Here is a 24,047-nt window from a genome sequence, read left to right as displayed (position 1 = left end):
AACCGGCAATCACCTCCATCCCTCACGACCACAGATCACCGTCTCATCGCTAACCTCACGTCAAGCGCTCACTTTCACCCAGTAAACCCATGTCGTGAATCCGTTTATCAATCAACCTGCCGCACTCTTCGCGGATCAGTTGGCGCAGCCAGATCTGCGACGCTGAATATTCACAGCGCGGATGCCAGATCAGTGAATAGTCAAACGGCTTAAACGTAAATGGCAACGGCTTGACCACCAGATCATGCTGCGCTGCCACCAGGTACGCCAAATCAGCCGGGACGGTAATGATCAGTGGCATGGTATCCACAATCGCCAGAGCTGCTTCAAGATGATAGGCCCGCAACACCAATTTTCTTTCCGGCTGTCCCAGCAAAGCATCATCGATCAGCGCTTTCACCCCGTCGCTGATCGCTATCATGGCATGCGGATACGCCAGGTAATCCGCCAGCGTGAGTGGGTGTGCCGCCAACGGATGCTGACGGGACATCATGCAAAACACACTGACCCGGCCAAGGTGCTCCGCTTGCAGTGGAGCAACCGGCCCGGTCGGGCGACAGATCGCCATGTCACACCCATCGGTGGTCAGCTGGGTCAACAAGTGATCATGCTGCAGCGGGGCAAACTCCAGGGAAATGTGGGGGGCTTCCTGATAAATGCGCGGCAGGGCAAACGGCAGAATGGTTTGCATCGCATAGTCAGTGGTGGCAATCACAAACCGCTGCTCACACGCCTGCGGCCGGAAATCACTTGGACTAAGCAGGTTACGCATGGCTTCCAGTGGTGCATTCAGCGCTTCATTGATTTCCAGCGCCCGCTGAGTCGGCAACAGATGCTGTCCCTGACGGGTGAATAAGGGGTCATTCAGTAGATCGCGCAAGCGTCCCAGTACTCGGCTCATGGCTGACTGGCTCAGATTGAGCCGAACAGCAGCTTTACTGACGCTGCCTTCTTCCAGCAGCACCCGCAGCGCTACCAGCAGATTCAGATCGCGGCGATAGATGTCTTCGAGTTCCATGCCTTACCTGTGTCTATGCCCAAGGAAAGCATATTATCCCGCGCCCAATAAAAAAAATCCCGCTATAAAAGCGGGGAAGCCCAAGAAAACTGGGGGAGTGTAGTAGATGTGCAAAGTTAGCTGTCAGCTTTCCTCTTCTTCGAGCTCAGGAGAATGAATAAGCTCGAACCAAAGGCCCAGCGCGGCGGCAATCAAACCAGCCAGCGCAAAAAAACTGGAGTCGTTCGGTGTACGCAATATCAGGGTACAAAAAGTGATAAAGCACAACACACTGTAAATGGTGAGGCGATCCATCGACGTAAGCATAGTCATCCCTCCTAATCCATTAGAAGATAAAACGTTAACGACTTGTTAAATAAGTTACACGTTTTATTTCGATTTGCCAACCCTTATTGATTAATTCTTGCCCGTAAGTATGATCGAAGGCTTCGCAACAAGATGTCGACACTATGACTACGATTTTTGATAACCCGACACATTGCCTGGAAGCAGAAGGACTCCGCTGTCCGGAACCCGTAATGATGGTGCGGAAAACGGTAAGAAAAATGGCGGATGGCGATACCCTGCTGGTGATCGCTGATGACCCGTCAACGACGCGCGATATTCCGAGCTTCTGCCGGTTTATGGATCACACTCTGATCGCCGCCGAGACAGATACGGTTCCCTACCGGTATCTGATTAAGAAAGGGACTAACTAAAAAAGGCAGCTCAATGAGCTGCCTTTTGCTTATTCGTCCGTTAGGGATGCACAACACGGTACTGCATTACGGCTCCTGCCACTCACGCTCCGTGTCATTCTCGCGCAATTGACGGCGGGCTTTCTCTAACTCATGGCGCAGCTCGCGAATTTCCTTTTTCATCGGCAGGACGTAACGTAACCGCACCAGCGCATCCACCGACAGATAAGTCGTGATGATGGCACCCACCACCATCGGTAACCACATATCAGTCAGCACCATCCCAAGGATATTCAGTGCCAGTGCGACATTAAACAGCCAAAACTGGCTGCGTGGTGAGATTGCGAGAAAACGTTCCATATCTCCTCCTTAGAGCACGCTTTCCGGTACTGGTATCACCTTAGCACGAGCAATTTTCCTGCACTACACTCAGGCTCACAAATCCTGCCAACGTCATCGAACTTTCATTAAACATTTATATTTCAAAATGTTAATTGCAACGCTGCAGTAAAATGCAAGCCCTCTTGGGGCGATCCGCAACCGTGCTGCAGAAAGGTTTCACGTGAAACCTTTCTGGCCTCTGCGCGCCCCGCCGCCACCCGCTTACAGTCCGATGCCGGCCACCACCGCCAAGCCGAGGAACAACACAGCGGTAATGATACGGATAGTTTTCAGCGGCATACGATCCGCCGAGAGTTTACCAATCAGGACAACCGGTACATTAGCAAGCAACATCCCGATGGTGGTACCCAGGACAACCAACAGCAAACCGTCGGAGTACTTCGCGCCCAGCATCGTGGTCGCCACCTGAGTTTTGTCACCGATTTCCGCTACAAAGAAGGCAATAAAGCTGGCAATAAACGGGCCGCGGCCGGAAATTTTCTCGTCATCGTCGAGCTTGTCGGGGATCAGAATCCACCCTGCCATCGCGACAAAACTGACCACCAGTACCCACTTCAGTACGTCAGGGCTGAGGTAATCAGCGACGACCACACCCAGCCACGCCGCCAGGGCATGATTGGCAATGGTGGCAAAGAAAATCGCCAGAATAATCGGCACCGGTTTACGATAACGACTGGCCAGCAGCAAGGACAACAGCTGGGTTTTATCCCCAATTTCGGCCAAGGCAACGGTAGTAATGGAAACAGCTAAAATGCTCATGACATGCTCTTTGGGGCGAGGGTAATTATTTTAAACCATAGGTAAACAAGCACGCCCCACCCCGGTTCATGCCGATTTACCAATGGTCTCGCCAAACCCACAAGTAGGATTGCGTGGGTCACAAACGCCATGAAGATTTTGCTTCAATTATGTTGACGTTTGTCTTGTACAGAACAAGAGGCTACTCCCCAAAGGAGCGTGAATTCTAGCCAGCTTTGCGCTCTGGATCAAGCACAAAACCGACACTGCCCCCTGGCCCAATGGCCGAATCGCAGCCAAGAAAAAGGAGCCATGATGGCTCCTTTTGGGAATTAACTGATAAGTTAGCAATTAGATGGTGAACAATCTCACCATGCTATTAAGACCATGCCATTAAGACATTGGAGACAGAACGATCTCAACACGGCGGTTTTCCGCGCGGCCCTGCTCAGTCGAGTTTGACGCGATTGGATGCGCTTCACCCATACCTTTGGTGATAATACGGCTGCTCGCCACACCTTCACGCATCAGCTGGTTGCTCACTTCGCTCGCACGAACCTGAGACAAACGCAGGTTGTACGAATCCGTACCCTTGCTATCAGTAAAGCCGTAAACGTTCAGGCGAGTTTTCTCATACTCTTTCACCACAACCGCTACGCTCGATAGTGCTTGTTTTGCCTGAGAGCTCAGATCGGTCTGATCAAAACCAAAAGTAATGGCGTTTGGCATGTTCAGCACAATGTTGTCACCGTCACGAGTCACGCTCACGCCTGACGCACGCAGTTTCTTACGCAGTTCCGCTTCCTGAACATCCATGTAGTAACCGATACCACCGCCCAGGGCAGCACCAGAAGCAGCACCAATCAGGGCACCCTTACCACGGTCGCTCTTACTGGAAGAAGCAACACCGATCGCAGCACCAGCCACCGCACCGATCAGTGAACCGGTTGTTGCTTTCGCTGTTTGCTCTTCACCCGTATATGGATTCACGGTCGAACAGCCCGTCGCTACCAGCGCAGCGGCCGTCGCCATCACCAGATTGCGAACCCATTTATTTTTATTGGTCATTTTCAGTTCCATAGTAAAAATCTCATTCACTCTCGGCTCCGCCGATCTCACTGTCTTGGCAGAACGATGTAGCCAATTTCCCTCTCAGGTAATTTTATACTGTCATTAAGACAAAATATTCAGAACATTGTCAAAATAGTGCTATTTCTTTAACGCCACACCCGTTACCCACACAAATTTTGGCAATTAGCCGTAAACATGCCCAAAAAACATGCACGAACCCTACTAGCAAGCGGGCTGGCGAGGTATACTGGATTGTTACTTAACATCTATTAATCCATCAATCACGCGAAGCTGACAATGCAGAAATATGATATTAAAACCTTTCAGGGCATGATCCTCGCGCTGCAGGATTACTGGGGCCAGCAAGGCTGTACTATCGTACAACCGCTGGACATGGAAGTCGGTGCCGGTACCTCGCACCCGATGACATGTCTACGTGCTCTGGGTCCGGAACCTATTGCAGCAGCGTATGTGCAACCTTCCCGTCGCCCGACTGACGGCCGTTACGGTGAAAACCCGAACCGCCTTCAGCACTACTACCAGTTCCAGGTGATCATCAAGCCATCACCGGACAACATTCAGGAACTGTACCTGGGTTCACTGGAAGCGCTGGGCATCGATACTCAAATCCACGATATCCGCTTTGTGGAAGACAACTGGGAAAACCCGACGCTGGGTGCTTGGGGTCTGGGTTGGGAAGTCTGGCTGAACGGCATGGAAGTGACCCAGTTCACTTACTTCCAGCAGGTTGGTGGACTTGAATGCAAACCGGTGACGGGTGAAATCACTTACGGTATTGAGCGTCTGGCAATGTACATTCAGGGCGTTGACTCTGTGTATGACCTGGTCTGGACCGACGGCCCGCTAGGTAAAGTGACGTACGGTGACATCTTCCACCAGAACGAAGTGGAACAATCCACGTACAACTTCGAGCACGCGGACGTTGACTTCCTGTTCACTTTCTTCGACCAATGCGAAAAAGAATGTCAATCGCTGCTGGAGCTGGAGAAGCCCCTGCCGCTGCCTGCTTACGAGCGTATTCTGAAAGCCGGCCATGCCTTTAACCTGCTAGATGCCCGCAAAGCGATCTCTGTTACTGAGCGCCAGCGTTACATCCTGCGTATTCGCAACCTGACTAAACAAGTTGCTGAAGCTTATTACGCTTCCCGTGAAGCTCTGGGCTTCCCGATGTGCAAAACCAATCTATAAGGGAACGGCATGAGCGAAAAGAATTTTCTGATTGAACTGGGTACCGAAGAGCTGCCACCAAAAGCGCTGCGTACTCTGGCCGAAGCTTTTGCTGAAAACTTTGCCGCAGAGCTGAACACCGCCGATTTGACCCATCAGGGTATCGAGTGGTTCGCAGCTCCACGTCGTCTGGCACTGAAAGTGCAGGCCATGGCACCGGCGCAGCCTGACAAAGTGGTAGAAAAACGTGGCCCAGCCGTCGCGGCCGCATTCGATGCTAACGGTAACCCAACCAAAGCAGCAATGGGCTGGGCTCGCGGTAACGGTATCACCGTTGACCAGGCTGAGCGTCTGGCCACAGACAAAGGCGAATGGCTGCTGTACAAAGAAGCCGTTAAAGGCCAACCGGCACAAAATCTGCTCCCTGAACTGGTGGCAAATGCCCTGGCTAAACTGCCTATCCCTAAGCCAATGCGCTGGGGTGACAAAGAAACACAATTCATCCGTCCGGTGAAAACCCTGACGATGCTGCTGGGTGACGAGCTGATCTCCGGCACAGTACTGGGCGTTACCGCCGATCGCGTGATTCGCGGTCACCGCTTCATGGGTGAAGCTGAGTTCACTATCGACCACGCTGATCAGTACCCTGCAATTTTGCAGGAACGCGGTATGGTTATGGCCGACTACGAAACCCGTAAAGCCCTGATTCTGGCCGATGCGCAAAAAGCCGCAGCCGAAGTGGGCGGCATTGCCGATCTGGAAGATGACCTGCTGGAAGAAGTAACGTCGCTGGTTGAATGGCCAGTCGTTATGACTGCATCATTCGAAGAAGAATTCCTGAAAGTGCCGGCTGAAGCACTGGTTTACACCATGAAAGGTGACCAGAAGTACTTCCCGATTTACGATCAGAACGGCAAGCTACTGCCTAAGTTCATCTTCGTATCGAACATCATTTCCAAAGATCCACGTCAAATCGTTGAAGGTAATGAGAAAGTGGTTCGTCCGCGCTTGGCAGATGCCGAGTTCTTCTTCAACACTGACCGCAAACGTCCGCTGGTTGAACGTCTGTCAGAACTGGACAATGTCCTGTTCCAGAAACAACTGGGTACCCTGCGCGACAAAACCGATCGCATCACAGCCCTGGCAGGTTACATTGCGGCGCAAATTGGTGCCGATGTGGAGCACGCTGAGCGTGCCGGTCTGCTGTCTAAATGTGACCTGATGACCTCCATGGTCTTTGAGTTTACCGACACCCAAGGTGTTATGGGCATGCACTACGCACGCCACGACGGTGAACTGGAAGATGTCGCACTGGCACTGAACGAGCAGTACATGCCACGCTTTGCCGGTGACAGCCTGCCAAGCACTGACGTCTCTGCAGCTGTTGCGATGGCCGACAAACTGGATACGCTGGTAGGTATCTTTGGTATCGGTCAGGCGCCAAAAGGCAGTGACCCATTTGCCCTGCGTCGTGCAGCACTGGGTGTGCTACGCATCATTGTTGAGCGTGGTTACAACCTGGATCTGGTTGACCTGATCGCCAAAGCGCACGAATTGCTGGACGGCAAAGTCAGCAACCGTGAGGTTGAAGCTGAAGTACTGGAATTCATGCTGGGCCGTTTCCGCGCCTGGTATCAGGATGAAGGCCACAGCGTTGACGTGATCCAAGCGGTTCTGACCCGTCGCCCAACCCAGCCTGCTGATTTCGACAAACGCGTGAAAGCCGTGAGCCACTTCCGATCACTGGATGCCGCGGAGTCGCTGGCTGCCGCGAACAAGCGTGTGGGTAATATCCTGGCGAAATTTGACGGAGCGCTGTCTGACGCGATTGATACCGGTCTGCTGGTTGAAGATGCCGAGAAAGCTCTGGCCGAAAAAGTGGAAGCGAAAATCGCGGCTCTGGCGCCAATCTTTGCGGAAGGCGATTACCAGTTGGCACTGTCTGAACTGGCCACCCTGCGTGAAGCGGTTGATGCGTTCTTCGACAACGTCATGGTCATGGCTGATGACGAGAAGCTAAAAGTGAACCGTCTGACCATGCTGAACCTGCTGCGTAACGAATTCCTGAAAGTGGCTGATATTTCACTGCTTCAGAAATAAGTTAGTCCAAACCCCGGCAGTGCCGGGGTTTTTCTTCTGCTCCACTATTCCACTATATAGCCTGAGTAACTCTTGGCAATTCCGCTACTTACTTCCCCCTGAACTCCCCCCTGATGCCGACGCTACTGATTCCGCCCCTCGGGCATGACTGAGTCTGACGGTAAGTGGTTTCACGTGGAACCTGCATCTGCCGTCTCTGGTGAACCTGCATCTACAGCCAATTGCCAGTGATAAATGAGCCATTGCAGCCAACAGTATATACCTCCAACCGCCAGCCCAACCGACCTTACTCACCCCTCCCAAGCAGAGAAATGTTTCATGTGAAACACACAGAGGCAGAGGCAGAGGCATGGCAACAGAACCAGAATGCCAAAAATCACGACCACAGATTCTCCGCCACACCGGATTAAACCGCGGAATTCTTCACTGGGTGTAAAGGGAAAAGAACGCCGCAATTCAGACTTTCCCTACCTCCAGCATTCAGGTATGTTGACGGAGTACACAACATAATCCATAACCATATCGAATAAATAAAAGTCAACCTTAGATAGACTGAGAATCGGAAGTAATAAGATGGAGTTTTCAACATTCGGTGACAAGTTCGCCCGCTACTCTGGGATCACCCAACTAATGGATGATTTGAACGACGGATTACGCAATCCCGATGCCATCATGCTGGGTGGCGGGAATCCGGCGCAGATTCCCGAAATGCTCACCTACTTCAATCAGCTTTGCCAGCAAATGGCCGCCAGTGGCGAACTGACCCAGGCCATGACGAACTACGATGGTCCGCAAGGCAAAAACACGTTCATCAATGCCCTGGCCGATCTGTTGCGTGAGCGATTCGGCTGGCCGATAACCGCACGCAATATCGCCCTGACCAACGGCAGCCAGAGCGCCTTCTTCAATTTGTTCAACCTTCTGGCAGGCACATTCAGCGATGGGACCCGCAAAAAAATTCTGCTGCCGCTGGCACCGGAATACATTGGCTATGGGGATGCGGGGTTAAGTGAAGAGATGTTTATCTCCTACCGCCCGGAAATCACCCTACTGGAAGATGGCCTGTTTAAGTACCATGTCGACTTCAAAAACCTGGTGGTGGATGACAGCATTGGGGCGATCTGTGCGTCGCGCCCGACCAACCCAACCGGCAATGTGTTGACCGACGAAGAAATTGCCCACCTGGATGCACTGGCGCGTGAACACGGTATCCCACTGATTATTGATAACGCCTACGGCATGCCGTTCCCGGATATCATTTTTGAAGATGTCACCCCTTTCTGGAACGACAACACGGTGCTGTGCATGAGCCTGTCCAAGCTCGGCTTGCCGGGTGTCCGCTGTGGGATTGTCGTTGCCCGCGAAGAAATCGCGACAGCCATTACCAACATGAACGGCGTGCTCAGCCTGGCCCCTGGCAGTGTCGGGCCCGCCCTGGCTTATCGGATGATTGAACAGAACGACTTGCTGACGCTGAGCGAAACTGTGATTAAACCGTTTTACCAGCGTAAATCACAGCACGCGGTCGCACTGCTGCAACAAGCCATTACCGATCCGCGCTTTCGAATTCACAAACCTGAAGGGGCCATGTTCCTGTGGTTGTGGTTTAACGATCTCCCTATCAGCACCATGGAACTGTACCAACGCCTCAAGGATCGCGGAGTGTTGATTGTCCCGGGCGAATACTTCTTTATCGGATTGGAAGAAGACTGGCAGCATGGTCATGAATGCCTGCGCATGAACTATGTGCAGGAAGACGACGTGATGCAACGCGGCATTGCTATCATTGCCGAAGAAGTTGCTCGCGCCTACCGGGAAGGCAAACCCGCTGATTGATAGCCTACAAGCTATGACTCCTGGAGTGCACTCCCCGTTTAGGGACATAGCAGCATCGCATCTAGATGGGTAATCGGTCTTTACCAAGTCACCAACCTTGGTCCGCCGCGAGCATTGTTATTATCGCTCTCCCTCAGAAAGCTGCCATTAGGCAGCTTTCTTGGTTTCACGTGAAACCAAAACGGGAACCGCTTCTCCTACTGCAATTACTAGAATCCAGCCAAACAAAAAGGCCAGCCGATGGCTGACCTTCTCTCTTATCGTTGCTGCGTTTAGCTAGCGGCGTTACTCACTTTCCAGTAGCGGCGTGCCATTGATGGTGATCTTACGTGGCTTCTGCTCTTCTGGGATCTCACGTTCAAGATCAATATGCAGTAGCCCGTTCTCCATATTAGCCCCAATCACTTTGACATAGTCTGCCAACTGGAACTTGCGCTCAAAGTCGCGTTCTGCGATCCCCTGATACAGGTACTGGCGCTCGTCGTGCTCGGACTCAGGGCGAGTACCGCGCACAATCAGTTTGTTCTCGTGCTGAGTGATATCCAGCTGCGACTCAGCAAACCCCGCGACCGCCATCGTAATGCGGTACTGGTTATCGCCACGCTGCTCAATGTTGTATGGCGGGTAGCCACCATTGCTGTTGTTCAGGTTCTGCTCCATCTGATTAAACAGACGATCAAAACCAATGGCAGAACGATATAGAGGAGTAAAATCAAGTGTACGCATAATACCTATCCTTCTTTGAAGCAATATGATTACGGTTAAGGTCAGTGAAGCTGCTTTCCTACCGGACAAGCGTATGCAGGCCCAAACTCTGGCACCTTGCTCTGCTTCACTACTAGATATAAGGTCGGCCAAATCCGATTCAAGACCCCGATAGCAATTTTTTTGCTCAGCGGTTTATTCGCAGTCAGCCGTTTTTGTCCTAACCAGGCAACTAGCCGTCTGGTTCCCCCAAAACTGCAGCACCCAGCAAGTAAAAGTCTCCCATCCCCGACAACAAATTTGCCCAAAATCAGAAAATACCCACTACGGTTTAGCAAGGAGAGCCCGCATCTTTACTCAAACGTGATCTGGGAGCAGCGAGCCTGCCCAGTTCATACTCCAGACTAACCACGATCCAAAAGAAAAGCCTCCGCCAGGATAACGGCTACGGCAGCCTATAATCGAGGTCATAAAAAAACGCCGCTCTTTCGAGCGGCGTTTTCCAACACCCTATCTGACATTCTGCCACTTGGGCAGGTACTATCTCGGCGTAATTACACGTCCAGGTTGGCGTTCAGGGCGTTCGCTTCGATAAAGTTACGACGCGGCTCAACCTGATCACCCATCAGCGTGGTAAACAGTTCGTCAGCAGCAACTGCATCCTGAACAGTTACCTGCATCATACGGCGCGATTCTGGATCCATGGTGGTTTCCCACAGCTGATCCGGGTTCATTTCACCCAGACCTTTATAGCGCTGAATGCTCAGGCCACGGCGAGATTCTTTGATCATCCAGTCCAGTGCTTCACTGAAACTGTCAACCGGCTGTTTACGCTCGCCACGTTGAACGTAGGCAGAGTCATCCAGCAGGCCGTCCAATGCTTCCGACAGATCCGCCAGTTTCGCATACTCTTTCGAGTTCAGCAGATCAACACTCAGCAGGTAGTCGTATTCCACACCGTGAGTACGCACGATCACTTTCGGCAACCATACGTTGTGCTCGTCGTCCTTCACCACCTCAAACGAGAAGTGACTTTCACCGGTTTGTTTTTGCTGCAGCGCGGCCACCAGCGTGTTCGTCCAGCCTTCTACCTGAGACTGATCCGCCAGCATGTCCGCCGTCAGACGCGGCTGATACAGGAACTCATTCAGCATCAGTTTCGGATAGCGACGGCTCATGCGGTCAATCATCTTACCGGCACTATTGTATTGCTGCACCAGCGTTTCCAACGCCTGACCCATGATCGCCGGCGCCCCTTCTGCGGTAAACAGCTGCGCGTTATCCAGTGCCAGAGTGATCTGGTACTGCGTCATGTTGTCATCATCCTGGATGTACTGCTCTTGTTTGCCTTTCTTCACTTTGTACAGTGGTGGCTGAGCAATGTAGATATGACCACGCTCGATCAGTTCTGGCATCTGACGGTAGAAGAAGGTCAACAGCAGCGTACGGATGTGCGAGCCGTCAACGTCGGCATCGGTCATGATGATGATGCTGTGGTAACGCAGTTTATCCGGGTTGTATTCGTCGCGGCCGATACCACAGCCCATGGCCGTGATCAGCGTAGCCACTTCCTGCGAAGACAGCATCTTGTCAAAACGGGCTTTTTCCACGTTCAGGATTTTACCTTTCAGCGGCAGAATCGCCTGATTCTTACGGTTACGACCCTGCTTGGCAGAACCGCCCGCCGAGTCACCCTCCACTATGTAGAGTTCAGACAGCGCAGGATCTTTTTCCTGACAGTCAGCCAGTTTGCCCGGCAGACCCGCCAGATCCAGAGCGCCTTTACGACGCGTCATTTCGCGCGCTTTACGAGCCGCTTCACGGGCTCGTGACGCTTCGATAATCTTGCTACAAACCGTTTTGGCATCACTTGGGTTTTCCAGTAGGAATTCACTCAGCTTTTCACCCATCGCCGACTCAACGGCCGGTTTCACTTCACTCGATACCAGCTTGTCTTTGGTCTGGCTGGAGAACTTAGGATCCGGCACTTTCACCGAGACCACGGCCGTCAGGCCTTCACGGGCATCGTCACCCGAGGTCGCGGTTTTCGCTTTCTTCGAATACCCTTCTTTTTCCATGAAAAGGTTCAGGGTACGGGTCAGCGCGCCACGGAAACCCGCCAGGTGTGTACCGCCGTCACGCTGCGGAATGTTGTTGGTAAAGCAGTAAATGTTTTCCTGGAAACCATCGTTCCACTGCATCGCCACTTCAACCCCGATACCGTCTTCACGAGTGAACTCAAAGTGGAACACTTTCGGGTGAATTGGAGTCTTGTTACGGTTCAGGTGCTCAACGAACGCTTTAATCCCGCCTTCATACATGAAGTGGTCTTGCTTGTTTTCTTCGCGCTCATCAATCAGTCGGATAGAAACCCCGGAGTTCAGGAACGACAGTTCGCGCAGACGCTTCGCCAGGATCTCGTAGTGGAATTCGATGTTGCTAAACGTGGCCGCACTCGGCCAGAAACGAATACGGGTACCGGTGCGGTCAGAATCACCAATCACAGCCAGAGGTGCCTGAGGTTCACCATGGTGGTAAATCTGCTGATGGATATGGCCGCCGCGGTGAATGGTCAGTTCCACTTTTTCAGACAGGGCGTTCACTACCGACACACCCACCCCGTGCAGACCGCCGGAAACTTTGTAGGAGTTGTCGTCAAACTTACCGCCGGCGTGCAGAACCGTCATGATGACTTCTGCCGCAGAAACCCCTTCTTCAGGGTGCAGTTCTGTCGGAATACCACGACCATCATCGCTTACAGACACCGAGCCGTCTTCATGGATAGTTACGATGATATCTTCACAATGGCCAGCAAGAGCTTCATCGATAGAGTTATCGACCACCTCAAAGACCATGTGGTGCAAGCCCGTGCCGTCATCGGTATCACCAATGTACATCCCTGGGCGCTTACGTACCGCATCAAGGCCCTTCAGTACCTTGATACTTGATGAATCGTAGTTGTTGGACATTGAGTTACTCTCGCTTTGATTATCCTGCGGTTATTTTACCGTGTTCCACATGAAACATCTTGCCATTTTCATCATGCATTTCCGCGATTTGGTCACCGCTGATCGCACTGATGAACACCTGGGCACCGGTTTCCTTTAACCGTTGTGCCAGCAGCGTGCGCCGCTGGCTGTCCAGTTCGGAAGCAAAATCGTCAATTAAATAAATGCACTGCTTCCCGGTGGCTTCGGTCAGGTGTAATCCCTGGGCAAGGCGCAGGGCACAGACCATTAATTTCAGCTGACCGCGGGACAGTACATCTTCGACCGGCGTACCGGCCACTTTGATCCGCAAGTCCGCTTTGTGCGGTCCGCTTGCGGTATACCCCAACTGTCCGTCACGCTCAAAATTGCGGCGCAGCAGCTCAGCATACGGGGTGTCTTTTTCCCAGCCGCGGTAGTACCCGAGCTGGATATCAAATTCCGGCAAGAAGCCCTGACAAATTTCGGCCGCTTTGGCTTTGACTGCCTGTAAATACGCATCACGCCAGCGGTCGATGTCTTCCGCCAGCTGAGCCAGTTCCTGATCCCAGTAGCTGAGCTCGCGGTAACTGGCGGCCGTTTTCAACAAGGCATTGCGCTGTTTGGTTAATCGGCGCACCCGGCTCCAAGCGTGATAAAACTGAGGTTCCACGTGAAACACGCCCCAGTCGATAAACGATCGCCGAAACTTAGGCCCACCAATCAGCAGCTCAAACCCTTCCGGGGTAATGAGCTGCAGCGGCAGGATTTGCGCCAGCTGAGCCAGCTTTTGCCCGCTCTCTCCACCGATTTTCAGCTCAGTGGTACCGTCGCGTTTTTTATTGATGCCGACCGGCAGTTCCATTTTGAGAGAAGCCGACTGCAACCTACCATGGACAAACAATTCGGCCTGCTCATGGCGGATCACACGCCCGGTCAGGTGACTACGAAAAGAACGGCCATGGCCAAGAAAATGGATGGCCTCCAGCACGCTGGTTTTCCCACTGCCGTTAGCACCGACCAGAAAATTAAAGCCTGGCGACAACGACAGGTCGCAGGCTTCAATATTACGGAAGTCTTTTACGATAAGACGTGTTAATGGCATACCTTACAGCCTGATTGGCATCACCACATACATGGCATCGCCATTGGCGCAGTCTTCCAGCAAAGCACTGGCATTGGCATCGGTCAGCGACCAGCGCACCTGTTCACACTTCAGGGTATTTAAAACGTCCAGCACATAACTGACGTTAAAGCCGATTTCCAGTGGCTCTCCCTGGTAGTCGACATCCAGAAATTCTTCCGCTTCTTCCTGTTCTGGGTTATTTGCGGTGATCCGCATTTCACCGTTGGCCAGGTTCAGGCGCACACCACGGAATTTTTCGTTCGACAGAATCGCCGCTCGCGAGAACGCCTTACGCAGTTCATCACAATTGGCTTCCAGGGTTTTGGTGGTATTTTGCGGCAGCACCCGGCGATAGTCAGGGAAGCGACCATCCACCAGCTTCGAGGTGAAGATAAAGTTATTCACTTCCGCCCGGATGTTGGAATGGCCGATCTGAATGCGGACGTCCGCATCAGGAGTATCGAGCAGACGCATCAGCTCCATCACGCCTTTGCGCGGCACAATGATTTGTTTAGCTGGCAGCGTATCCGCCAGGTCGATCGCACACACCGCCATCCGGTGACCGTCGGTCGCCACGGAACGCAGGTGCGAGCCATCGGTCTCAAACAGCATCCCATTTAGGTAGTAACGGACATCCTGGTGGGCCATGGAAAACTGGGTGCTGTCGATCAGGTGGCGCATTTGCCCCTGTGGCAGTGCCAATTCCACTTCACTTTGCCAGTCTTCAATGTTCGGGAAGTCCGCCGCCGGCAGAATGGACAGGGTGTAGCGGCTGCGACCGGACCGGATGATCACCCGATCACCTTCCAGGGTCACACTGATGCTGGCCTGATCCGGCAGACCGCGGCAGATATCCAGGAACTTACGAGACGGCACAGTCACCGCTCCCGGTTCGAAGTCACCTTCCAGCGGCAGGCGGGCGATCATTTCCACTTCCAGATCGGTCCCGGTCATAGACAGGCAACCCTGCTCCACCACCAGCAGAATATTGCCGAGAATCGGCAGTGACGGACGGCTTCCCAGCGCCCCAGACACCTGCTGGAGCGGCTTCAGTAATTGTTCGCGTGCAACGGTAAACTTCATATTAAGATGACAATGTTCTAATTAGGTTGGAATAATCTTCTTTGATGTCATGGCTTTCTTCACGCAGCTGCTCAATCTTGCGGCACGCGTGTAGCACCGTCGTGTGGTCACGACCGCCAAAGGCATCGCCGATTTCCGGCAGGCTGTGGTTGGTCAGCTCCTTAGCCAGCGCCATCGCCATCTGGCGCGGGCGAGCCACCGAGCGTGACCGGCGCTTGGACAGCATATCAGCCATCTTAATCTTATAGTATTCAGCCACGGTCTTCTGAATGTTATCGATCGTGACCAGTTTTTCCTGCAGCGCCAGCAAATCGCGCAGCGCTTCACGGACAAAATCAATGGTAATCGCACGGCCGGTAAAGTTGGCGTTGGCAATTACCCGATTCAGCGCCCCTTCCAGCTCACGCACGTTTGAGCGCAGGCGCTTGGCAATAAAGAAGGCCACTTCGTCGGCCAGACGGATATTGTGGTCTTCCGCTTTTTTCATCAGGATCGCGACCCGGGTTTCCAGCTCCGGCGGCTCAATCGCCACCGTCAGGCCCCAGCCAAAACGGGACTTGAGGCGATCCTCTACCCCGTTAATTTCTCGCGGGTAGCGGTCCGAAGTCAGAATGATTTGCTGGTTGCCTTCCAGCAAAGCGTTAAAGGTGTGGAAAAATTCTTCTTGTGAGCGCTCTTTGTTGGCGAAGAACTGAATGTCATCGATCAGCAGCGCATCGACGCTGCGGTAGTAACGTTTGAATTCTTCGATGGCATTGTTCTGCAGCGCTTTTACCATGTCCTGCACGAAACGTTCCGAGTGCATGTACACCACTTTGGCGTTCGGCTTGCGATCCGCGATCGCGTTACCCACCGCATGCAACAAGTGGGTTTTACCCAGGCCGGTTCCGCCGTACAGGAACAACGGGTTGTACGCCGCGCCCGGATTGTCCGCCACTTGGCGGCAGGCAGCCAGACCCAGCTGGTTCGACTTACCTTCCACGAAATTGTTGAAGTTGTGCTTCGGGTTGACGTTCGAGCGGTACCCGGCCTGCGATTCCGGCTGCACCGGTGACGGCGCAGGCTCCCAGCGACGGGAAGGCGGTTCATCAATAATGCCCGGAGCGGGCTGCAGGCTGGCGGGTATCACCGCCGGTTGCGGCGGCGGTGCCGTGACAGGTCGGCTGCCAACCTCAAATCGCAGGATCGGCACATCATTACCGCAAAACTCGTTAAGCAAGCGGTTAATATTGTTGAGGTACTTATCCCGCACCCAATCCAGGACAAATCGATTCGGTGCGAACAAGGTCAACGTGTTGTCGTTCAACTCGGCTTGAAGCGGTCGAACCCACATACTGAATTCTGTTGCAGGGAGTTCTTCCTGAAGGCGTTGAAGGCACTGCAACCATAGCGAAGATGACAAGCTCGACTCCACACTGAATAACTGAAAACACGAAAGGGATGCAATTTTATACCTGCTGGCTCAGGATCTCCAGCAAAGAGATCGCAGATCCAGTGAATAAGATCGGAGTTATTCACATAGATCGCACAGCAAATGGCAAGATCACCACAATTTTACCCCTCCTTACCCACAATTTCATGAACACGATCTGGATCCATGTCCTAACCTTAGGTTATTTGAAATAACTCTTAGTTATTTAAAAAAGCCGGATATAAGCAGATAGGATTATCAATAATCTGCCCTCTACCACTATCCCTGAGGAGTAAACAGGATGAAAAGCTGGGTTAAAACAACGTTTACGGCGGTTGCACTGACACTTGCGGCCAGCCAGACTGCCATGGCTGCCACTGACGTTAAAGTAGGCATGTCAGGCCGTTACTTTCCGTTCACCTTTGTAAAGCAGGATCAGCTGCAGGGATTTGAGGTGGATGTCTGGAACGAAATCGGCAAGCGTAACGATTACAAGGTTGAGTTTGTCACCGCTAACTTCTCCGGTTTGTTTGGTCTGCTGGAAACCGGTCGTATCGACACCATTTCCAACCAGATCACCATTACCGATGAGCGTAAAGCCAAGTACCTGTTTGCCGACCCTTATGTGATTGATGGTGCCCAGCTGGTGGTACGCAAGGGCAACGACAGCATCAAGAGCACTGACGACCTGGCCGGTAAGACCGTTGGCGTTAACCTGGGCTCAAACTACGAGCAGTTGCTGCGCAAACTGGATAAAGACGGTAAGATAAACATCAAGACCTACGACACCGGCATTGAGCACGATGTCGCCCTGGGTCGTACTGATGCATTTGTCATGGATCGTCTGTCTTCCGTTGAGCTGATCAAAAAAGCCAACCTGCCGCTGCAACTGGCCGGTCAGCCATTCGAGAAGATTGAGAACGCGTGGCCGTTCCTGAAAGGCGAAAAAGGTGAGAAGCTGCGTGATGAAGTTAACCAGGCACTGGCCGCCATGCGTGAAGACGGCACCCTGAAAAACATCTCCATTAAATGGTTTGATGCGGACATCACGGAATAACATTCCACCTCTACACGGCATTTCTTCATATACTTAAAGGCTCACCTCGGTGGGCCTTTGTCGCTTCAACTCTAACCACAAGAAGATAGACCACCCATGGGTTTCGATTTTAACTACATGCTGTCGCTGATGCCGATCCTGTTTAAGTATCTCGGCACCACGATGGGAATGGCACTCTGGGGCCTGCTGTTTGCCCTGATCCTCGCCCTGACGCTGGCGTTGCTGCGCATTTATCGGGTGCCGCTGCTGAATCAGCTCAGTCAGCTGTACATCAGTTTTTTCCGTGGCACCCCCCTGCTGGTACAACTGTTCCTGCTGTATTACGGCCTGCCTCAGGTCTTCCCGGTATTCGTTGGGATTGATGCCTTTACCGCCGCGGTGATTGGCCTGAGCCTGCACTTTGCCGCTTACATGGCCGAAAGTATCCGCGCCGCCATTATCGGTATCGACCGCAGCCAGCGGGAAGCCAGCCTGGCGATCGGCATGACCGAGCTACAGGCCATGCGCCGGATTATTCTGCCGCAGGCGACCCGTGTCGCACTGCCATCGCTGATGAACTATTTCATCGATATGATTAAGTCGACTTCTCTGGCGTTCACGCTTGGGGTTGCCGAAATCATGGCCAAGGCTCAGATGGAAGCCTCCTCCAGCTTCAAGTTCTTTGAAGCCTTCCTGGCCGTTGCCCTGATTTACTGGGGGGTCGTCCTGATCCTGACCCGCATCCAGGACTGGGCAGAAGTGAAACTTAACAGAGCGTACACACGATGATTAGCATTCAGAACCTTGCCAAACGCTTCGGCGACAGCACGATTTTCTCCGGGCTCAACCTGACCATAGAGAAAGGGGAAATTGTGGTGGTGATCGGTCCGTCCGGTACCGGTAAATCGACCCTGCTGCGCTGCATCAACTTTCTGGAAACCGCCGACGAGGGCCGAGTGACCATTGACAGTCTCTCCGTCGCCGCGCAGCAGGCCAACAAGGCCGATGTACTGGCCCTGCGCCGCAAAACCGGCTTCGTGTTCCAGAACTACGCCCTGTTCGCCCACCTGACAGCACGCCAGAATATTGCCGAAGGACTGATCACGGTCAAAGGCTGGCACAAAGCCGAAGCTCACCAGCGCGCCCAGCAGATTCTGGATGACATAGGTCTGGGCGACAAAGGTGACCATTACCCGGCAGCCTTGTCCGGCGGTCAGCAACAGCGGGTCGGGATCGGCCGCGCGATGGCGCTAGAAGCAGAGTTGCTGCTGTTTGATGAGCCGACGTCCGCCCTGGATCCGGAATGGGTCGGGGAAGTCCTGAACCTGATGCAAAAACTGGCGACCCGGCACCAGACCATGCTGGTGGTTACCCATGAGATGCAGTTTGCCCGGGAAGTGGCTGATCGGGTGATCTTTATGGCGGACGGCGAGTTTGTCGAACAGGGCACGCCAACGCAGATCTTCACCAATCCGCAAGATCCACGCCTGAAAAAGTTCCTGAGTCAGGTTGGGATCCGCGAAGGATCCTTGCACTCATCGCCACAAGAAGTATAATTCAGCGCCCGCAGTTCTCTGCGGGAGTAATCATTGACTATTGAACGTTCAGTGATTACAATTCCGCCTCTTTGTTTGGAGGTCCGGCTGTCCACAGTCGACAACCACAATAAACTTAAAAACTGATCAGTTAATTTAAGGTAATAACCCATGAAACGCACTTTTCAACCTACAGTTCTAAAGCGCAAGCGTACTCACGGTTTCCGTGCTCGCATGGCTACTAAGAACGGTCGCGCTGTAATCAACGCGCGTCGCGCTAAAGGCCGTAAGCGTCTGTCTAAGTAATCGCTCTGATTATTTTGAGTAAGTACGCTTTCTCTCGGGAGTTACGTCTGTTAACTCCCGAACAATATAAAAAAGTCTTCCAGCAAGCCCATCGAGCTGGCTCTCCTCACTTAACTATTCTTGCCCGTCCCAATAACCTTGACCATCCGCGTCTAGGCCTGGCCGTTCCAAAGAAACAGATCAAAACTGCTGTTGGCAGAAACAAGTTTAAACGCGCCGTGCGTGAAAGCTTCCGCCTCAAGCAAGCCGATCTGCCGGCTAAAGATTTTGTGGTCATTGCCAAGAAAAGTGCCAGTGAGCTGAGCAACGAAGAACTTTTTAAGTTGCTAGATAAATTATGGCATCGCCTGTCTCGCCCTTCGCGTGGCTAGTCATTCGACTAGTCCGCTTTTACCAACTGGCAATCAGTCCTCTGATCGGGCCTCGTTGCCGCTTTACCCCTACTTGTTCCCAATATGCCATTGAATCTCTAAAAGCGCATGGAGCGATAAAAGGTTGTTGGTTCGCGGCGAAACGTCTATTAAGATGTCATCCTTTAACTCACGGGGGTTATGACCCCGTTCCGCCAACCAAGCATAACGACAGAGATAATTAACGATGGATTCCCAACGCAATATTCTGTTAATTGCCCTACTGTTCGTCTCGTTCCTGCTGTATCAGCAGTGGAACATGGACAACAACCCACAGCCGGAAAGCCAGGGTGTAGTGCAAAACGTGACTCAAAACGGTGATGTTCCGTCACACTCCGGTGATGGTCAACCACTGACTGACGACAGCACGTCAAATAACCTTATTACTATCAACACAGATGTACTGGCGCTGACTGTCGATACGCTTGGTGGCGATATTATTGAAGCCAAACTGCTGGCTTACGACAATGAACTGGGTTCTGAAGACCCGTTTGTTCTGCTGAAGTCCGAACAAGGCCATACCTACACTGCTCAATCAGGCCTGATTGGTGCTAACGGCATCGATACAGCCGCTGGCCGTGCTCAGCTGCAAGCGAGCGCTGACAGCTTCACTCTGGCTGACGGCCAGGACGAACTGCGTGTACCGCTGACGTTTGAAAAAGACGGCATCCAGTACGCGAAAGTCTTCGTTCTGAAGCGTGGCAGCTATGCGGTCGATGTGGCTTACACCATCAACAACCAATCAGACACTGCGGCAAGCGTTCAGATGTATGCTCAGCTGAAGCAGAACCTGATGGATGATGGCGGCAGCCTGACCATGCCGACTTACCGTGGCGGCGCGTTCTCGGCAGATAACGAAAAATACAAAAAATACAGCTTCGACGATATGCAGGACAAGAACCTGAACCTGACTATCGCCGAACAAGGCTGGGTGGCGATGATGCAGCACTACTTTGTGTCTGCCTGGATCCCACGCAGCGGCGAAGCCACCAACCTGTACACCCGTACCAGCAACGGCATGGGCTACATCGGTGTGCGTCTGCCACAGACAACGGTTGCACCGGGTAGTGAGCAGACCATGACCACGACCCTGTGGGTCGGTCCAAAACTGCAAGACCAGATGGAAGCCACCGCGGCCAACCTGAACCTGACCGTCGACTACGGCTGGCTGTGGTTCATCGCCAGTCCGCTGCACAGCCTGCTGTCATTCATCCAGAGCCTAGTGTCTAACTGGGGTGTGGCGATCATGCTGCTGACCTTCATCGTACGTGGTGCGATGTACCCGCTGACGAAGGCACAGTACACCTCCATGGCTAAAATGCGCATGCTGCAACCAAAACTGCAAGCGATGCGTGAGCGTTTCGGCGACGACCGTCAGCGCATGAGCCAGGAAATGATGGAACTGTACAAGAAAGAGAAAGTAAACCCGCTGGGCGGCTGTTTACCTATCCTTCTGCAGATGCCAATCTTCATCGCCCTGTACTGGGCCCTGATGGAGTCGGTTGAGCTGCGCCACGCGCCGTTCTTTGGCTGGATCCACGACTTGTCGGCACAGGACCCTTACTACGTCCTGCCAGTGCTGATGGGTGTGACTATGTTCATGATCCAGAAGATGAGCCCAACCACAGTGACTGACCCGATGCAGCAGAAGATCATGACCTTCATGCCGGTGATGTTCACCTTCTTCTTCCTGTGGTTCCCATCCGGTCTGGTTCTGTACTGGCTGGTATCGAACGTCGTGACACTGATCCAGCAGACGCTGATTTACCGCTCGCTGGAGAAGAAAGGCCTGCACAGTAAGTGATGCAGCCCTGAACTCTGAAGGCGGCCTCCGGGCCGCCTTTTTTATTTGCTTCCGAGCCGCTCAGTTGCCAGCGCTGGGCAATCGCGGCTAGTCTGTTTACAATTGCAGCGACTTTTACAAGCTAAGCCAACATTATGATTGAACACACAGATACCATTGTTGCCCAAGCGACCCCGCCGGGACGCGGCGGGGTGGGCATCATCCGCGTCTCAGGCCCGAAAGCCAGAGAAGTCGCCCTGGCTGTCGCCGGCCGTGAGCTTACGCCACGTTATGCCGAGTACCTGCCGTTTAAAGATCCGGAAGGCAATGCGCTGGACCAGGGTATCGCCTTGTTCTTCAAAGGCCCGAACTCTTTCACCGGCGAAGACGTGCTGGAACTGCAGGGCCACGGTGGCCCGGTGCTGATGGACATGCTAATCCGCCGTATTCTGCAGATTGACGGCATCCGTCCGGCCCGCCCGGGGGAATTCTCCGAACGTGCCTTCATGAACGACAAGCTCGATCTGGCTCAGGCCGAGGCGATTGCCGACCTGATTGATGCCAGCTCAGAAGAAGCAGCGAAAAGCGCGTTCCAGTCCCTGCAGGGCGCCTTCTCAACCCGCGTTAACGAGCTGGTGGAAGCGCTGATTTACCTGCGGATGTACGTGGAAGCCGCGATTGATTTCCCGGAAGAAGAAATCGACTTTCTGTCGGACGGCAAAGTCGCCGGCGATCTGCAGGGCATCATTGACCGCCTCAATGCCGTGCGCCGCGAGGCCAACCAGGGGGCCATCATGCGTGAAGGGATGAAGGTGGTAATCGCCGGTCGCCCGAACGCCGGTAAATCGAGCCTGATGAACGCCCTGTCCGGCAAAGACTCGGCCATTGTGACCGACATTGCCGGCACCACCCGGGACGTCCTGCGCGAGCACATCCATATTGATGGCATGCCGCTGCACATTATCGATACCGCCGGCCTGCGTGAAGCGTCCGACGAAGTCGAGCGCATCGGTATTGAACGGGCCTGGGAAGAAATCCGCCAGGCCGACCGCGTCCTGTTCATGGTCGACAGCACCACCACCGATGCCACCGATCCGGTTGATATCTGGCCGGACTTTGTTGAGCGTCTGCCGGAAGGCCTCGGCATGACAGTGATCCGCAACAAGGTCGAGCTGACCGGAGAAACTGCCGGGATTTGCCATGTGAACAACCCTACCCTAATCCGCCTGTCAGCCCGTACCGGCGAAGGGGTCGAGAGCCTGCGTGAGCACCTCAAAGAGTGCATGGGTTTCAGTGGCACGACCGAAGGTGGCTTTATGGCCCGCCGTCGCCACCTGGATGCCCTGGAGCGCGCTGCCGAGCACTTAGACATCGGTCAGACCCAGCTGGAAGGCTTTATGGCCGGAGAGATCCTGGCAGAAGAGCTGCGCCTGGCCCAGCAACACCTGAGCGAGATCACCGGAGAGTTCACCTCGGACGATCTGCTGGGCCGGATCTTCACTTCTTTCTGTATCGGTAAATAAGCTGTACAAGTGAGAGTGAGGGAGTCTGACCGCCCTCTCGCTCTGTACCATAAACGATTCAGCCTCCGGTCTGCACCGGGGGCTTTTTTCGCACCGTGCTCAGTATTACCGCTCCGTGCTACCGGACGCCCACTCCCGGGTCACCTGCCCGTCCCAGCAGACCATCCTTCCACGGTTATTCACCTCTCCTGTCGCCGCCCTTGCCGTCTCAGTACCCGGCTCTGCTTCATTTCCCCTATCCCCTGTCATGTCGACAACCAGCTTGCCCCAGGGCTCCCCCTCAAACTGCGGCTATCGTTGACAAACAGCAGATCCCAACCTCTCGATCCCTACCCCCAGTCCAGTACGATCTGCCTGAATGATCCATGGCACAGCCTGTGTATAATCCGGGATAGATCCTGACAAAGCCCTACAGATTGGCGCTTTTCTCTTTGGATAAACTCAGTACAATGCCTGTGCATACTTCTATTGTCTGTTCACAGAGAGAGCCCATGAGCCACATAACCCTTATTACCGGCAGTACCCTCGGCGGGGCCGAATACGTTGCCGACCACCTGGCCGATTTGCTGGAGCAGGACGGCCACCAGACCGAGATCGTCAATCAAGCCGATCTGGCCACACTGAGTACCGACCAAATTTGGCTGGTGATCTGCTCGACCCACGGTGCAGGTGACTATCCAGACAACTTTGTCCATTTTGCCGAACAACTGGCCAGCGACCAGCCAGATTTAAGTGCACTTCGCTATGGCATTATCGGTTTAGGCGACAGCAGCTACGACACTTTCTGTGCCGCCGCCAAAAACATTGATCAACAGCTGGCCACATTAGGTGCCAGTCGCCTTGGTGAGCGTCTGGAAATCGATGTTTCTCAGGATCCGGTACCGGAAGATCCGGCTGAGGAATGGCTGACAACGTGGAAAACCCACCTTAACGCTTAAAAAACACTCAATATTTACCCACGATTTATCGGATCTTGAAACTTTTTTCTGTGGATAACTATAGATCTAAACGGTGATCAAACGATAGTTATCCATTTAATAACTTCTGAGGCTCCCAGCCCCTGTTAATAACTTCCCATTTTGATCCCAGCTAATCCTTGTAGAGATCCATGCCACTCCACAACTAATGATCCT

The 24,047-nt window shown here is 53.3% G+C and carries 23 protein-coding genes and 1 riboswitch; of the genes, 13 read left to right on the top strand and 10 right to left on the bottom strand.

Annotated features, from left to right (window positions below; all coding sequences use genetic code 11):
* Positions 1-55 precede the first annotated feature (55 nt).
* Both C9I92_RS24350 and C9I92_RS24345 read right to left on the bottom strand, forming a co-directional pair.
* Positions 56-1,018 carry a LysR family transcriptional regulator gene (locus tag C9I92_RS24350; protein ID WP_047887521.1) on the bottom strand — a complete coding sequence of 321 codons (963 nt, stop codon included), beginning with the start codon at positions 1,016-1,018 and terminating at the stop codon, positions 56-58.
* 123 nt (positions 1,019-1,141) lie between these two features.
* Positions 1,142-1,324, bottom strand: coding sequence for a hypothetical protein (locus C9I92_RS24345; protein ID WP_047887520.1), 183 nt, complete (start codon positions 1,322-1,324; stop codon positions 1,142-1,144).
* A gap of 143 nt (positions 1,325-1,467) precedes the next feature.
* Between C9I92_RS24345 and tusA the strand changes: the two genes are divergently transcribed.
* Complete coding sequence (gene tusA / locus C9I92_RS24340) at positions 1,468-1,716, top strand: sulfurtransferase TusA (protein WP_047887519.1); 249 nt, start codon at positions 1,468-1,470, stop codon at positions 1,714-1,716.
* A 66-nt stretch (positions 1,717-1,782) separates the two neighbouring features.
* Here the strand turns inward: tusA and C9I92_RS24335 are convergent, their stop codons facing one another.
* From C9I92_RS24335 to C9I92_RS24325, 3 genes are all read right to left on the bottom strand, one after another.
* Complete coding sequence (locus C9I92_RS24335) at positions 1,783-2,055, bottom strand: hypothetical protein (protein ID WP_047887518.1); 273 nt, start codon at positions 2,053-2,055, stop codon at positions 1,783-1,785.
* A 243-nt stretch (positions 2,056-2,298) separates the two neighbouring features.
* Positions 2,299-2,856: a TMEM165/GDT1 family protein gene (locus C9I92_RS24330; protein WP_047887517.1), complete on the bottom strand. Its 558-nt coding sequence runs from the start codon at positions 2,854-2,856 to the stop codon at positions 2,299-2,301.
* A gap of 93 nt (positions 2,857-2,949) precedes the next feature.
* A riboswitch (yybP-ykoY riboswitch) is annotated at positions 2,950-3,051 on the bottom strand.
* Between the two features lie 177 nt (positions 3,052-3,228).
* Complete coding sequence (locus tag C9I92_RS24325) at positions 3,229-3,903, bottom strand: YiaD family glycine zipper/OmpA-like lipoprotein (RefSeq protein ID WP_047887532.1); 675 nt, start codon at positions 3,901-3,903, stop codon at positions 3,229-3,231.
* A 300-nt stretch (positions 3,904-4,203) separates the two neighbouring features.
* On the opposite strand from C9I92_RS24325, the gene glyQ reads away from it, so the two are divergent.
* The 3 genes from glyQ to C9I92_RS24310 all read left to right on the top strand — a co-directional run bounded on the left by glyQ (position 4,204) and on the right by C9I92_RS24310 (position 9,030).
* Positions 4,204-5,115, top strand: a complete 912-nt coding sequence (gene glyQ, locus C9I92_RS24320; protein WP_047887516.1) for a glycine--tRNA ligase subunit alpha — start codon at positions 4,204-4,206, stop codon at positions 5,113-5,115.
* 9 nt (positions 5,116-5,124) lie between these two features.
* On the top strand, positions 5,125-7,194 hold the full coding sequence (gene glyS / locus C9I92_RS24315; protein ID WP_047887515.1) for a glycine--tRNA ligase subunit beta: 2,070 nt from the start codon (positions 5,125-5,127) through the stop codon (positions 7,192-7,194).
* A gap of 573 nt (positions 7,195-7,767) precedes the next feature.
* On the top strand, positions 7,768-9,030 hold the full coding sequence (locus tag C9I92_RS24310; RefSeq protein WP_047887514.1) for a valine--pyruvate transaminase: 1,263 nt from the start codon (positions 7,768-7,770) through the stop codon (positions 9,028-9,030).
* Positions 9,031-9,315: 285 nt separating this feature from the next.
* Here C9I92_RS24310 and ibpA read toward each other — a convergent pair whose 3' ends face one another.
* From ibpA to dnaA, 5 genes are all read right to left on the bottom strand, one after another.
* The gene (gene ibpA / locus C9I92_RS24305) at positions 9,316-9,756 is read right to left on the bottom strand and encodes a small heat shock chaperone IbpA (protein ID WP_047887513.1); all 441 of its coding nucleotides are present in this window, start codon (positions 9,754-9,756) and stop codon (positions 9,316-9,318) included.
* Between the two features lie 533 nt (positions 9,757-10,289).
* Positions 10,290-12,704, bottom strand: coding sequence for a DNA topoisomerase (ATP-hydrolyzing) subunit B (gene gyrB, locus C9I92_RS24300; protein ID WP_047887512.1), 2,415 nt, complete (start codon positions 12,702-12,704; stop codon positions 10,290-10,292).
* Between the two features lie 19 nt (positions 12,705-12,723).
* On the bottom strand, positions 12,724-13,806 hold the full coding sequence (gene recF / locus C9I92_RS24295) for a DNA replication/repair protein RecF (protein WP_047887511.1): 1,083 nt from the start codon (positions 13,804-13,806) through the stop codon (positions 12,724-12,726).
* A gap of 3 nt (positions 13,807-13,809) precedes the next feature.
* The gene (gene dnaN, locus C9I92_RS24290; protein WP_047887510.1) at positions 13,810-14,910 is read right to left on the bottom strand and encodes a DNA polymerase III subunit beta; all 1,101 of its coding nucleotides are present in this window, start codon (positions 14,908-14,910) and stop codon (positions 13,810-13,812) included.
* A 1-nt stretch (position 14,911) separates the two neighbouring features.
* Positions 14,912-16,312 (bottom strand): chromosomal replication initiator protein DnaA, encoded by a 1,401-nt coding sequence (dnaA, locus tag C9I92_RS24285; protein WP_047887509.1) that lies wholly within the window; start codon positions 16,310-16,312, stop codon positions 14,912-14,914.
* Positions 16,313-16,622: 310 nt separating this feature from the next.
* Between dnaA and C9I92_RS24280 the strand changes: the two genes are divergently transcribed.
* The 9 genes from C9I92_RS24280 (at position 16,623) to mioC (ending at position 23,852) form a co-directional block, all read left to right on the top strand.
* On the top strand, positions 16,623-17,378 hold the full coding sequence (locus tag C9I92_RS24280) for an amino acid ABC transporter substrate-binding protein (RefSeq protein WP_047887508.1): 756 nt from the start codon (positions 16,623-16,625) through the stop codon (positions 17,376-17,378).
* Between the two features lie 96 nt (positions 17,379-17,474).
* On the top strand, positions 17,475-18,146 hold the full coding sequence (locus C9I92_RS24275) for an amino acid ABC transporter permease (protein ID WP_047887507.1): 672 nt from the start codon (positions 17,475-17,477) through the stop codon (positions 18,144-18,146).
* Positions 18,143-18,913, top strand: a complete 771-nt coding sequence (locus C9I92_RS24270) for an amino acid ABC transporter ATP-binding protein (RefSeq protein WP_047887506.1) — start codon at positions 18,143-18,145, stop codon at positions 18,911-18,913. Before C9I92_RS24275 ends, C9I92_RS24270 begins: the two co-directional genes overlap by 4 nt.
* Before the next feature lie 150 nt (positions 18,914-19,063).
* Positions 19,064-19,198: a 50S ribosomal protein L34 gene (rpmH, locus tag C9I92_RS24265; RefSeq protein ID WP_082210903.1), complete on the top strand. Its 135-nt coding sequence runs from the start codon at positions 19,064-19,066 to the stop codon at positions 19,196-19,198.
* A 14-nt stretch (positions 19,199-19,212) separates the two neighbouring features.
* Positions 19,213-19,569: a ribonuclease P protein component gene (gene rnpA / locus C9I92_RS24260; protein WP_047887505.1), complete on the top strand. Its 357-nt coding sequence runs from the start codon at positions 19,213-19,215 to the stop codon at positions 19,567-19,569.
* Positions 19,536-19,793, top strand: coding sequence for a membrane protein insertion efficiency factor YidD (gene yidD / locus C9I92_RS24255; protein WP_084712690.1), 258 nt, complete (start codon positions 19,536-19,538; stop codon positions 19,791-19,793). The genes rnpA and yidD overlap by 34 nt, the downstream gene beginning before the upstream one ends.
* Before the next feature lie 2 nt (positions 19,794-19,795).
* Positions 19,796-21,412: a membrane protein insertase YidC gene (yidC, locus tag C9I92_RS24250; protein ID WP_047887504.1), complete on the top strand. Its 1,617-nt coding sequence runs from the start codon at positions 19,796-19,798 to the stop codon at positions 21,410-21,412.
* 134 nt (positions 21,413-21,546) lie between these two features.
* Entirely contained in the window at positions 21,547-22,914 is a 1,368-nt protein-coding gene (gene mnmE / locus C9I92_RS24245; protein ID WP_047887503.1) for a tRNA uridine-5-carboxymethylaminomethyl(34) synthesis GTPase MnmE, read from the top strand.
* 491 nt (positions 22,915-23,405) lie between these two features.
* On the top strand, positions 23,406-23,852 hold the full coding sequence (mioC, locus tag C9I92_RS24240; protein WP_047887502.1) for an FMN-binding protein MioC: 447 nt from the start codon (positions 23,406-23,408) through the stop codon (positions 23,850-23,852).
* The last annotated feature ends 195 nt before the right edge of the window (positions 23,853-24,047 follow it).

The sequence above is a fragment of the Photobacterium ganghwense genome (genome assembly GCF_003025595.1).
GTDB classification, from domain to species: Bacteria; Pseudomonadota; Gammaproteobacteria; order Enterobacterales; family Vibrionaceae; genus Photobacterium; species Photobacterium ganghwense.
The sequence above is the reverse complement of the archived record's forward strand: the minus strand, read 5'-3'. Positions and strand labels throughout refer to the sequence as shown.

Coding starts and splice junctions, on each gene's coding strand:
- rpmH (WP_082210903.1), top strand. CDS start 19,064: ATGAAACGCACTTTTCAACCTACAGTTCTAAAGCGCAAGCGTACTCAC.
- recF (WP_047887511.1), bottom strand. CDS start 13,806: ATGCCATTAACACGTCTTATCGTAAAAGACTTCCGTAATATTGAAGCC.
- gyrB (WP_047887512.1), bottom strand. CDS start 12,704: ATGTCCAACAACTACGATTCATCAAGTATCAAGGTACTGAAGGGCCTT.
- tusA (WP_047887519.1), top strand. CDS start 1,468: ATGACTACGATTTTTGATAACCCGACACATTGCCTGGAAGCAGAAGGA.
- yidD (WP_084712690.1), top strand. CDS start 19,536: ATGGCATCGCCTGTCTCGCCCTTCGCGTGGCTAGTCATTCGACTAGTC.
- glyQ (WP_047887516.1), top strand. CDS start 4,204: ATGCAGAAATATGATATTAAAACCTTTCAGGGCATGATCCTCGCGCTG.
- C9I92_RS24310 (WP_047887514.1), top strand. CDS start 7,768: ATGGAGTTTTCAACATTCGGTGACAAGTTCGCCCGCTACTCTGGGATC.
- dnaN (WP_047887510.1), bottom strand. CDS start 14,910: ATGAAGTTTACCGTTGCACGCGAACAATTACTGAAGCCGCTCCAGCAG.
- C9I92_RS24280 (WP_047887508.1), top strand. CDS start 16,623: ATGAAAAGCTGGGTTAAAACAACGTTTACGGCGGTTGCACTGACACTT.
- C9I92_RS24325 (WP_047887532.1), bottom strand. CDS start 3,903: ATGACCAATAAAAATAAATGGGTTCGCAATCTGGTGATGGCGACGGCC.
- yidC (WP_047887504.1), top strand. CDS start 19,796: ATGGATTCCCAACGCAATATTCTGTTAATTGCCCTACTGTTCGTCTCG.
- C9I92_RS24270 (WP_047887506.1), top strand. CDS start 18,143: ATGATTAGCATTCAGAACCTTGCCAAACGCTTCGGCGACAGCACGATT.
- C9I92_RS24350 (WP_047887521.1), bottom strand. CDS start 1,018: ATGGAACTCGAAGACATCTATCGCCGCGATCTGAATCTGCTGGTAGCG.
- C9I92_RS24330 (WP_047887517.1), bottom strand. CDS start 2,856: ATGAGCATTTTAGCTGTTTCCATTACTACCGTTGCCTTGGCCGAAATT.
- C9I92_RS24275 (WP_047887507.1), top strand. CDS start 17,475: ATGGGTTTCGATTTTAACTACATGCTGTCGCTGATGCCGATCCTGTTT.
- mnmE (WP_047887503.1), top strand. CDS start 21,547: ATGATTGAACACACAGATACCATTGTTGCCCAAGCGACCCCGCCGGGA.
- C9I92_RS24345 (WP_047887520.1), bottom strand. CDS start 1,324: ATGCTTACGTCGATGGATCGCCTCACCATTTACAGTGTGTTGTGCTTT.
- C9I92_RS24335 (WP_047887518.1), bottom strand. CDS start 2,055: ATGGAACGTTTTCTCGCAATCTCACCACGCAGCCAGTTTTGGCTGTTT.
- ibpA (WP_047887513.1), bottom strand. CDS start 9,756: ATGCGTACACTTGATTTTACTCCTCTATATCGTTCTGCCATTGGTTTT.
- mioC (WP_047887502.1), top strand. CDS start 23,406: ATGAGCCACATAACCCTTATTACCGGCAGTACCCTCGGCGGGGCCGAA.
- glyS (WP_047887515.1), top strand. CDS start 5,125: ATGAGCGAAAAGAATTTTCTGATTGAACTGGGTACCGAAGAGCTGCCA.